This window comes from Streptomyces sp. NPDC005955 (assembly GCF_042871255.1).
Lineage (GTDB): Bacteria > Actinomycetota > Actinomycetes > Streptomycetales > Streptomycetaceae > Streptomyces.
In genome coordinates this window covers 19,554-29,091 of sequence record NZ_JBIAIF010000010.1, presented here as the reverse complement: position 1 = coordinate 29,091, position 9,538 = coordinate 19,554, and the positions used below count along the sequence as shown (strand labels likewise).

The 9,538-nt window shown below is 74.3% G+C and carries 7 protein-coding genes, 2 tRNA genes, 1 pseudogene and 1 riboswitch; of the genes and pseudogenes, 7 read left to right on the top strand and 3 right to left on the bottom strand.

Annotated features, from left to right (window positions below; translation table 11 throughout):
• A pseudogene (locus tag ACFYOU_RS22925) lies at positions 1-265 on the top strand (RNA helicase); the annotation flags it as partial.
• Positions 266-508: 243 nt separating this feature from the next.
• A tRNA-Lys gene (locus tag ACFYOU_RS22920) sits at positions 509-581 on the top strand.
• Between the two features lie 179 nt (positions 582-760).
• Here ACFYOU_RS22920 and ACFYOU_RS22915 read toward each other — a convergent pair.
• A complete protein-coding gene (locus ACFYOU_RS22915) occupies positions 761-2,020 on the bottom strand; it encodes a histidine kinase (RefSeq protein ID WP_391308064.1) in 1,260 nt (419 codons plus the stop codon).
• Positions 2,021-2,406: 386 nt separating this feature from the next.
• Here ACFYOU_RS22915 and ACFYOU_RS22910 point away from each other — a divergent pair, with 386 nt between their 5' ends.
• Both ACFYOU_RS22910 and ACFYOU_RS22905 read left to right on the top strand, forming a co-directional pair.
• Positions 2,407-4,836, top strand: coding sequence for an N-6 DNA methylase (locus ACFYOU_RS22910; protein WP_391308062.1), 2,430 nt, complete (start codon positions 2,407-2,409; stop codon positions 4,834-4,836).
• Positions 4,833-5,096 (top strand): hypothetical protein, encoded by a 264-nt coding sequence (locus ACFYOU_RS22905; protein WP_389763738.1) that lies wholly within the window; start codon positions 4,833-4,835, stop codon positions 5,094-5,096. The genes ACFYOU_RS22910 and ACFYOU_RS22905 overlap by 4 nt, the downstream gene beginning before the upstream one ends.
• Before the next feature lie 497 nt (positions 5,097-5,593).
• Here the strand turns inward: ACFYOU_RS22905 and ACFYOU_RS22900 are convergent, their stop codons facing one another.
• Positions 5,594-5,923: a hypothetical protein gene (locus ACFYOU_RS22900; RefSeq protein WP_391308061.1), complete on the bottom strand. Its 330-nt coding sequence runs from the start codon at positions 5,921-5,923 to the stop codon at positions 5,594-5,596.
• 11 nt (positions 5,924-5,934) lie between these two features.
• Positions 5,935-6,090, bottom strand: a complete 156-nt coding sequence (locus ACFYOU_RS22895; protein ID WP_385488760.1) for a hypothetical protein — start codon at positions 6,088-6,090, stop codon at positions 5,935-5,937.
• Between the two features lie 243 nt (positions 6,091-6,333).
• Between ACFYOU_RS22895 and ACFYOU_RS22890 the strand changes: the two genes are divergently transcribed.
• The 3 genes from ACFYOU_RS22890 (at position 6,334) to ACFYOU_RS22880 (ending at position 9,359) form a co-directional block, all read left to right on the top strand.
• Positions 6,334-6,407: transfer RNA gene (locus ACFYOU_RS22890), tRNA-Met, on the top strand.
• A 184-nt stretch (positions 6,408-6,591) separates the two neighbouring features.
• Positions 6,592-7,794: a PP2C family protein-serine/threonine phosphatase gene (locus ACFYOU_RS22885; RefSeq protein ID WP_389763731.1), complete on the top strand. Its 1,203-nt coding sequence runs from the start codon at positions 6,592-6,594 to the stop codon at positions 7,792-7,794.
• A gap of 307 nt (positions 7,795-8,101) precedes the next feature.
• Positions 8,102-8,244, top strand: a riboswitch (cyclic di-AMP (ydaO/yuaA leader).
• A gap of 11 nt (positions 8,245-8,255) precedes the next feature.
• Entirely contained in the window at positions 8,256-9,359 is a 1,104-nt protein-coding gene (locus ACFYOU_RS22880) for a M23 family metallopeptidase (RefSeq protein ID WP_389763729.1), read from the top strand.
• The last annotated feature ends 179 nt before the right edge of the window (positions 9,360-9,538 follow it).

The following is a 9,538-nucleotide window of genomic DNA, read 5'->3' as shown; positions in this document are numbered from 1 at the left end:
CGGCGGTTTCTCCCGCGACCGCCGTGACGGCGACCGCCCCGAGCGCGGCGGCTTCCGCCGGGACGACCGCCCCTCCGGCGGCCACCGGGGCAGCGACCGTCCGTTCAACCGTGACCGCCGCGACGACCGCCCCTCCGGTCACGACCGCCCCTCGGGTCACGACCGCCCGTACGGCCGTCGTGACGACCACCGCGGTGCCGGCTCCGGTTCGGGCTCCGGCTTCAACCGCCGCGACGACAAGCCGCGCTGGAAGCGCAACGGCTGATCCCGCCACCACCGGCTGAACCGGGTGCCCTCCCCGCGGGGAGGGCACCCGGTTCGCTGCTGTCCGGGGGACGGAGCCCGGAAAACGGTGCGCGGCGGGCCGTCGGAAGTGCCAGGATGACCCCGCGCCACCTCGCGGGCGGGTCCCGTTCCGTCCGTGGACCGACCCTCGGGCCGTGCACCCCGCCACCACCGGGGGACAGGCCCCCGTCCGCCCCGGGCGCACCGCTATGCTGCGGGTAGCGGGCCGTTAGCTCAATTGGCAGAGCAGTGGACTTTTAATCCATTGGTTGTGGGTTCGAGTCCCACACGGCCTACCGCACGCGGGGCCGGGCGCACGCCCGCGACCTGCGAAGAAGCGCCCCACCCGACTCAGCTCGGGTGGGGCGCTTCGGTGTTGGAGGGCTCGCGCGCGAGCGGACGGGCCAAGAGCCGTACCGGGCCCTGTCATCGGCGACCAGGACGCGTACCCGCTCGTCAGCTGCCCGGTGGCCACTCATCCGGAGGGCTCCTTGTCGTTCTGTACGGGCAGGACGGCGCGCACGCGCCAGATCCGTGCGGGGCCGCCGGGCGGGCCCGGTTCGGGCCCCGCCGACACCTCGCCGCCGAGGAGGGCGACCCGCTCCCGGATACCGGTCAACCCGCTGCCGGAGCCGGGCGCGCGCGGGCTTGAGCGACTGCCGTACGCGCTGGTCACACTCACCGTCAGCGCCCCGTCCTGGGCCTGTGCCAGGGCGATCCGCACCTCACCGGGGTCGGCGTGCTTGACGGCGTTGGTCAGCGACTCCTGGACGATGCGGTACGCCGCCAGGTCGGCGGGCACCGACAGGGGCGCGCCGTCCTCGCGCCGGTCGTCGAGCGCGAAGGTGAGCCCGCTCCCGGCGCCGTTGGCGCGGGCCCGCTCGACCAGCTGCTCCACCCCGGCGAGGGTGGGCGCGGCGGTCGGCACCAGGTCGTCGGCGCCGTCGCGGAGCAGCCCGATGAGCCGGCGCATCTCCGCCAGGCCCGCGACGCTGTTCTCCCGGATGGTCTCCAGCACCTTCCGGGTGGTCGCCGGGTCGTTCAGGGAGAGCGCGGCGGTGGAGTGGATGGCGATGGCGGTGAGGTGGTTGGCGACCACGTCGTGCAGCTCCCGGGCCATCCGGTTGCGCTCGGCCGTCACCGCCTGGACCTGGTCCATCTCGGCCAGCAGCGCGGTCTGCTCGGCGCGCAGCAGGGCCGTGTCGGCGGCCTCCCGGTGGTTACGGACGATGGCCCCGGTCGTCGCGGGGGCGATCGTGACCAGCCCCACGAGCATGCCGAGCAGCAGCCCCTCCGCCGACCGGGTCCACAGCACGAACCCGGTCGTCGCGGCCACGGTGAACAGCACGGACAGCACCGGGATGCGGCGGGCGGCCCGGGGCGGCCCGTAGAGCACCGCCGCGTACACCGCATCGGTGAACACCAGGACGGTGCCCGGGTTGCCGACCGTGACCAGGTCGGCGGCCACGGTCACGGTGCCGACCAGCAGGAAGGCCATCGGCAGCGAGCGGCGGAACGTCTGGGCCGCGCAGATCACCGCCAGCGGCACCAGGGCCGCCCAGGCGGGCAGCGGCGAGTCCTGGTGGGTGGACAGGCCCAGCGCCCCCAGCAGTACGCCGCCGAGGAACGCCGCCACGGCCAGGTACACGTCGTGACGCGGGGGACGGGGGAGGTTCACCCTTCCATCAACACACGGCCACGCCGGCCGTGCCTCGTCACCACGGGGAGCCCGCATGCACCGAAGGGCGCATCCCGGTTCCTCATCGGTGACGACGGAACCCACCCGCGACCCGCTACCTCCTCAGGAGGCCGAAGCGCGGGCCGGGCCGGTGCGCCCCGGCCGGCAACGGCGCAGCCGCTCGTCCACCGCCGTCCCCCCCACGGACCCACTCACCGCGGAGCAGAATCGCGCAACCCGGTTCGGTCAGCAGAGGGCCGGAGGGCGGTGGGAGGCGAGGATTCCGGTCCAGTGAACAGGGGAGTGCGGGACTTCCCGAAGCCTTCAGCCCATCCGTACGTTCACTGCGCACTGGAGGTGCGCACTGGGTTCCACCGGGCATGAGCTTCTAAGCTCGCTCCCCATCGACCACTGCTCACAGCACGTTGAAGGGGGACCTGCCCATGGCGTACCAGCCGACCGGTGAAGATCCGTTGCTCGGGCGGGCGCAGATCGCCAAGCTCGCCGGCGTCAGCCGACCGACGGTCACCGCCTGGGAGAAACAGGAAGCCGACTTCCCGTCCTCCCGGCGCTCCAACGGACGGGACTACTTCCGGCACTCGGAGGTCCGACGCTGGCTGGACCGGCGACCGGTGCCGACCGCGCACCTCCTCACCGGAGAACCCGTCGGCACCACCTACGGCGACCGCCTCGGGAAGCGCGAACGGGACGGGCAGCGCCCGACCGGTCCGGTCGCACCGGGGCAGCGCTCCACGACCGGGTCCCCGTACCGCGTCCCGACCGGCGCGGTCGACCAGCCCCGCCCCGAGACCCGGCGGATCGTGGCGGACCTGATGGGCGGTCCCGTCGACCGGGTACGGGGCGCGGCCAGTGCGCTCGACTACCTGAACCTGTTGTTCTGTCTCCACTACCTCCGCGGCGCCGACGCCGACTCCTTCGACGCCCTGGCCGGCCGGGCGCGTTCCGCCACCGGGCTCGACGAAGTGGCCCGACTGCTCCGGGACATCGGCCGCGCCACCGACGAGGACCTGCGGGCCAGCGGCGTGCATTCGAGCATGACGCAGGCCCTGGAGCGCCTTGAGCCGCGCACCGCCCGCGACCTGCGCGGCGTCGTCGAGGCGATGGGCCGTCTCGACGAGGACGTGTTCGGGTTGATCCTCGACGAGTACGAACAACGGGCCGCACTGGGCAGCGGCGAGTTCTTCACGCCCCGCGCGGTGGTCCGGCTGACGACCCGGCTGGCCTGCTCGCAGTTCGGGCCCGGCCGGCCGCGGTCCGTGTACGACCCGTACGCGCGCGACGGCGGGTTCCTGATCGAGGCCGCCGCCGCCTGCGCCGTGGACGAGGACGGGTCGCCGCGTCCTGCGCCCGTGCGGACGTACGGCGAGACCCGGCGCGCCGAGACCTGGCGGTTGGCGACCATGAACCTCCTTCTGCACGGGGTCTCCCCGGCGCTGGAGCTGAAAGGAACGGCTCCCTGGAACGGCGGCGGCCCGGCGCAGGCCCCGCGGGCGTCGTACGACATCGTGCTCACCAACCCCCCGTTCAACATGAGCGACGCCGGCCGCGCCGAGCGCAGCGACGGGCGGTGGGCGTACGGGGCGCCGCCGCTCGACAACGACAACCTCGCCTACGTCCAGCACTGTCTGGCGGTGCTGAACGAAGGGGGACGGGCCGGGGTCATCATGCCCAACAAGGCGGGCAACTCGGGCCACGAGGCCGAGCGGACCATTCGCCGGAACCTGGTGGAGAGCGGGGTCGTGGACTGCGTCATCGCCCTGCCGGCGCACCTCTTCACGGGCACCGCCGTACCGGTCTCCGTGTGGTTGCTGCGCCACCACGGTGATCCCTGCGACAGCACCCTGTTCCTCGACGCACGGCACATGGGCGCGAAGAACGGTTCGCGTCGCGTCCTCGGTCCGCGGGACGCCGAACTGCTCCTCGACTCCTACCGGATGCACCGGGAGGACGACGCACACGGCCCCCACCCCCGGTCGACCGCCGCGGACCACCGGGTACCCGGCGCGCTGGTGTCCCGGGAGGAACTGCGGCGCAGCGACTACTCGCTCAACCCCCTGGACCACGTGGAGCGCCGCAGGAGCGGCGAGGACGATCCCGAGCAGCGGCTCGGGTCCGCCCGGGAACGGCTGGGCCGTGCCGAGGCGGCGCTCCGGGACGTGCGGGAGGCCGTCGCCCGGCGGCCGTCGGCCGAGGGACGGGTGCGGAACCGGCCGGCCGCCGTGACCTCCTTGGACACGCTGTGCGAGATCCAGGCCGGACCCTCCTACTCCCGGTTGGGCAAGGCCCAGCGCAGCAGTCACGGCCCGGTCCCCGTCGTCTTCCCGCAGCACCTCAAGGACCGGCGCATCAGCGACGAGGTCAAGGAGCGGACGACCGAGGAGACGGCCCGTCGGCTGCGGGGCTTCGCGCTGCGGGAGCAGGACATCGTGTGCGTCCGCTCCGGTGCGATCGTCGCACCGGCGCTGGTGCGGGAGCACCAGGTCGACTGGCTGATGAGCCCCAACGTCCTCCGGGTCCGGGTGCGTGCGCAGCAGCGGGGCCGGGTGCTGCCGGAGTACCTGTTCCACCACCTGTGCCTGGACGGGACCGTCGCGTGGATGCGGGACCGGGCCGCGGCCACCGCGGCGCCCTCGCTCCGGTCCGAGTCCCTGGGGACGCTACGGATCCCGGTGCCGGAACTGGCCGAGCAGCGGTCGGTCGTCGCGGCACTGACCGAGCTGGACGAGCTGGACCGGGCGCACCGGGAGGTCGCCGCCGCGTTGCAGGACACCCGGACCGCCCTGGCCGACGTCCTGCTGGCTCCGTCCGCCCCCGACACCTCCACCCGCCGGCACGAGAGGCGAGCACCGTGAACACCCCGAACCCGCCGTCCGTTCCGACGGATCCGCACCCGCCGACCGCCTCCGGGCCTGCGGACAGCGCCTGGATCCCCTGGTTGCTGGTCATGGTGCTGTTCTCCGTGCTCGTGGCGACCTGCGTCGGATTCCTCAAGACGCTCGACGGCAGCCCGGCCGTCAGCGCACTCCTCGCGGCAGGGGCGGCGTTCGGCGGGGCGGCGCTGCTCTGTCTGGCCGTGGTGCCGGTCGTCCAGCAGCTGCGTCAGCGCCGTTGAGCGCGGCGTCGCGACCCGCTGCGCCCCGTTCCTCCCGCGCTCCGGCAGGGGCAGGGGCACGGGAGGCGGCGGCCGGGGAAGCAGAGCCGTAGGCCCTTCACCCGGAGCCGGGTGCCGCCCAGGCACCCGTGCTCGGGGTCGGGGCGGCCCGCGATGCGCGCCAACAGGCAAGCGGCGCACGGCGCGTTGACCCGCGCGCGACCGGCCGCGCGCCAGGCCCGACGCAGCTCGCGCCCCCGGGGGCAGGCCCGCGGATCGCCGTCGGCGCAGGCGCGGCAGCCGGTGGCGTGGGTGACGTAGTGGCCCCAGGCGGTGGCCTGGGCCGGGGTGAGCGGGGCGTACCGGAGGTCCGGGCGGCGGTGCCCGGTGCGTGCGGCGTTCACCGGGCCAGCAGACCACGAACGCGGGCGCCCGGTGACCGTCCCCCACCGGGGAGCCCGCAACGGCGGGGCGTACGCCCCGGGCTTCGCCCGTCCGTGGCGGGCGGGGGCGGGACCTCAGAGCAGTTTGCTGCGGGCGGCGCCGGGGCCGGCGGCCGACCGGCGGCCCCGGGCGGGGCGGTGCCCGCGGGGGGTGCGCCGGTCGCCGTCGAGCCCGGCGGCCTTGCGGGCCCACCGGGCGACGGTCTCGGCGGGCACGCCGATGCTGTCCACGATCCGGGCGGCCTTCTCCCGGCAACCGGGCTCCGGACAGGCGACGGGGGCGCTCGACCCGCCGGTCCTGGCCCGCCGCGGCCGGGACGGCTGCGCGGTGGCCGACGGGGCGGGAGCGGACTCGGGCGGTAGGTATCGGGCGGTGCAGCCCAGGCAGACGTACCACGTGCGCATGTGTGGGTCTCCTAGTGGGATTGGCCGGTCCCGGAGCAGGTTCCGCAGGCACCGGTCCATCGTCGGACGACCGGCTTCTGACGGCCGTCCTCGTCCGTCTCCACCGTGTGCTGTTCGTGCTCGGTGAGTCCGGTGCCGCCGCAGGCCGGGCAGGTCTCGTCACTCATCCGTCCAGGATGGCGGACGGGCCGGGGCGCCACCGGGAATCCGGTGCCCCACCACCCGAACCGGGCAGGGGTGGGGACGGCACGGTTGACGTACCCCGTCCGGCGCGCCCCCGTTCCGTACGCGTCCGGACCGCGCGCCCGTGCGTACCGCCGGTGGCGGGGGCGGGACCGGCGTCCGGGCCGCTGCCTGCGGAAACGGATGGTGGTCCGGCCGCCCGAGTGGTGTAGAGTCGGGTTTACCGACGCGGGGTGGAGCAGCTCGGTAGCTCGCTGGGCTCATAACCCAGAGGTCGCAGGTTCAAATCCTGTCCCCGCTACTCAGGCCGAAGGCCCGGAAGCCCAGTGCTTCCGGGCCTTCGGTGCGTCCGGGGTGCGTCCGGGTGGCCGCCGCCCGTCGTCCGCGCTCACCCGTACGGCCCGTACGGCTCGCTGCGCGTCCCCGGCGGGGCAAACCTGGGGGCGGCGGGCGGTGACGGGTACGGAGGCGGCGGGAGACGGTACGTGGGCCACGGAGGCGAGCCGACCGGCGGTGCCGGGTCCCCCGACCGGACACCCGACCCCGTACCCGACCGGGCGCCCGACGCCGCACCGGAAACGGCACCCGACCCCGTACCCGGTGCGGGCCGGCACCGTCGCACCGCTCGCCGGGGCCGCTGGTTCGTGCGGGTGCTGCCCGTCCTGTTGATCGTCATCGGACTGTTCTACGACGAGCTCACCCCGCTGCACCTCACCGCCTCCCCCCTCTTCGCCGCCGCACCGCTGGCCGCCGCGCCCTTCTACGGCCGCCGCGGGACCGTGGCCGTCGGGCTGATGGCCTGCGCCGCCTCGGTGGGCGAGCGGTCCGCGGACGGCGGGCTGGCGCGCGCCGACGCCATCACCGACCTGGCGACCATCGTGACGGTGTCCGTGCTCGCCGTCGTCATCAACGGCCTCGCCCGGCGCAGCAACGCCCGGCTCGCCTCCGCACGGGAGATCGCGGAGGCCGCCCAGCGCGCCGTGCTGCCGGAGCCCGCCGACCGGATCGGCGGCCTCGACGTCGCCGCCCGCTACGAGGCCGCGCAGGCCGACGCGTCCATCGGGGGCGACCTCTACGCCGTGCAGGACACCCCGCACGGGGTCCGGCTGGTGGTCGGTGACGTGCGGGGCAAGGGGATCACCGCGGTGTCCGCGGTCGCGGTGCTCATCGGGGCGTTCCGGGAGGCCGCCGAGCAGGAGACGACCCTGGAGGCGGTGGCCCGACGGCTGGAACGCGCGCTGGCCCGGGAGGGCACCCGGCGGCGCGGGGTCGACGACTTCGAGGGGTTCACCACCGCCGTCCTCGCCGAACTCCCGCACGGGCAGGACGTCGTACGGGTCCTCAACCGGGGGCACCCGCCGCCCCTGCTGCTCGCCCCGGACGGCGCGCTGACCGTGCTGGACCCGGGCCGCCCCGCGCTGCCCCTGGGCATGGCCGACCTCGGGGTGTGGCCCGACCGCTGCGACGAGGCGCCCTTCCCCTCCGGTACGACCCTGCTCGGCTACACCGACGGGCTCTCCGAAGCGCGGGACGCGCACGGTGCGTTCTACGACCCGGTGGCGCGGTTGCGCGGCCGGACCTTCCCCGGTCCGAACGCCCTGCTCGCCGTCGTCATCAACGACGTCGTCCGGCACACGGGGGGCGGCTCGGAGGACGACCTGGCGCTGCTCGCGGTCCGCCGGCCCTGAAACACCCGGCACGCCACTCCCGCCACTCCCACCACTTCTGTCACATCGTCACCCCGTCCGGACCACCCACTCACACCCCGTGACGGAGCCCTCCCCGTCGATAACAACTGAGCCACCGTCAGAGAAAGTTCTCTGCGTCGGGGAATATTGTCCAACTGTCAACTCGCCCTGTTCCGCCCGCCCGTGTCCCGATAAGTCCCGGCCATCGGCCGGAACGATCAACCGGAAGCGCTTGGAATCCGGCCCCCGGGTCTATTAACGTTCGATAACGCAGCGCGGTCGTCCCAGCCGTCACCAGAGTCGGCTCCGTGCGCACGCGCCGAATCCCGCAAGGGAACCGGGGAACCACCACCATGGGGTGAATCGGGCAGCCTTCTCCAAGGACGCCCGTAGGAGACCTTCCTGCTCCGAACCCGTCAGCTAACCCGGTAGGCGAGAAGGAAGGAAAGGAGTACGCCTCAGTGGCGTCCAATCGGCCTGCCCCCGAAGCTCCCTACGTGCCGAAATCGGCCGAGGACGGGGCCCCCTCCTCCCCCTACGGCCGGGTCTTCGGACCCGAGGTGACCGAGGGCGAGACCCGTGAGGTCTGGAACCCGACCGCCGACACCGTCCGACCCGTTCGCGGTCGGCACCGCGTCGCCAAACAGCGCGGCGGACTCGCCCGCAGCTCCACCGTCCTCGGCGTCGGCGTCATCGCCGCGGTCGGCGCGGGCGGCATCGCCACCGCGCAGGGCGGCAAGCCGGCCGTGAAGATATCGATGCCCGACATCGGCTCGATCATGCCCGGCGACTCCTCCGCGGACACCGCAACCCAGGCCGCCGCGCCCGCCGTCGCCCCGCTCACCGGCGCCGGCGTCACCAGCGCCGACACCGCCGAGGGTGCCACCGACGCCGGCGAGGCCCTGCGCGCCCGCATCATGCAGCAGGCCGAACAGCAGCAGGACCAGGCCGAGAGCGCCACCCGCGCCGCCGCCGAGAAGGCCGCCGTGGAGAAGGCCGCGAAGGACGCCGCCGCCGCCGAGGCGAAGGTCGAGGCCAAGAAGGAAGCCGAGGCGAAGGCCAAGAAGGAAGAGGAGCGGAAGAAGAAGGAGGCCGAGCGCGCGAAGGCGGCGGCCGAGGCGAAGGCCAAGGCCGAGCGGGAACGCATCGCCAAGCTCGCCAAGAGCTTCTCCCTCCCCCTCTCCTCGTACACGCTGACCTCGACCTACGGGCAGTCCGGCGCGATGTGGTCCTCCGGCTCCCACACGGGCCTCGACTTCGCCGCCCCGACCGGCACCCCCCTGAAGGCCATCGGCAGCGGCACCATCACCGAGGCCGGCTGGTCCGGTTCGTACGGGTACCGCACCGTCCTCACCCTCAACGACGGCACCGAACTCTGGTACGCCCACCAGTCGTCGATCGGTGTGAGCGTCGGTCAGAAGGTCACCACCGGCGAGGTCATCGGCCGCGTCGGCGGCACCGGCAACGTCACCGGTGCCCACCTCCACCTGGAGGTCCACCCCGGCGGCGGCAGCGCGGGCATCGACCCGGCCGCCTACCTGCGCGGCAAGGGCCTCAGCCTCTAGCGGACCGGTCGACGGGCGGGCCGCGGCGACGCGGTCCGGGCGGCGTCGGACGAAGGTCCGGCGCCCGGCCGCGAGGCGGGCCGTCCCCCACGTCCGGGCGCCGACGGTCCTGGCGTTCACCCTCCGACGTCAGGCCCGCCGGTCCCCGGGAAGGGGCCGCGGGGGCCACGGTGTTGACT

Coding starts and splice junctions, on each gene's coding strand:
- ACFYOU_RS22915 (WP_391308064.1), bottom strand. CDS start 2,020: ATGCGGGCTCCCCGTGGTGACGAGGCACGGCCGGCGTGGCCGTGTGTT.
- ACFYOU_RS22910 (WP_391308062.1), top strand. CDS start 2,407: ATGGCGTACCAGCCGACCGGTGAAGATCCGTTGCTCGGGCGGGCGCAG.
- ACFYOU_RS22900 (WP_391308061.1), bottom strand. CDS start 5,923: ATGCGCACGTGGTACGTCTGCCTGGGCTGCACCGCCCGATACCTACCG.
- ACFYOU_RS22895 (WP_385488760.1), bottom strand. CDS start 6,090: ATGAGTGACGAGACCTGCCCGGCCTGCGGCGGCACCGGACTCACCGAG.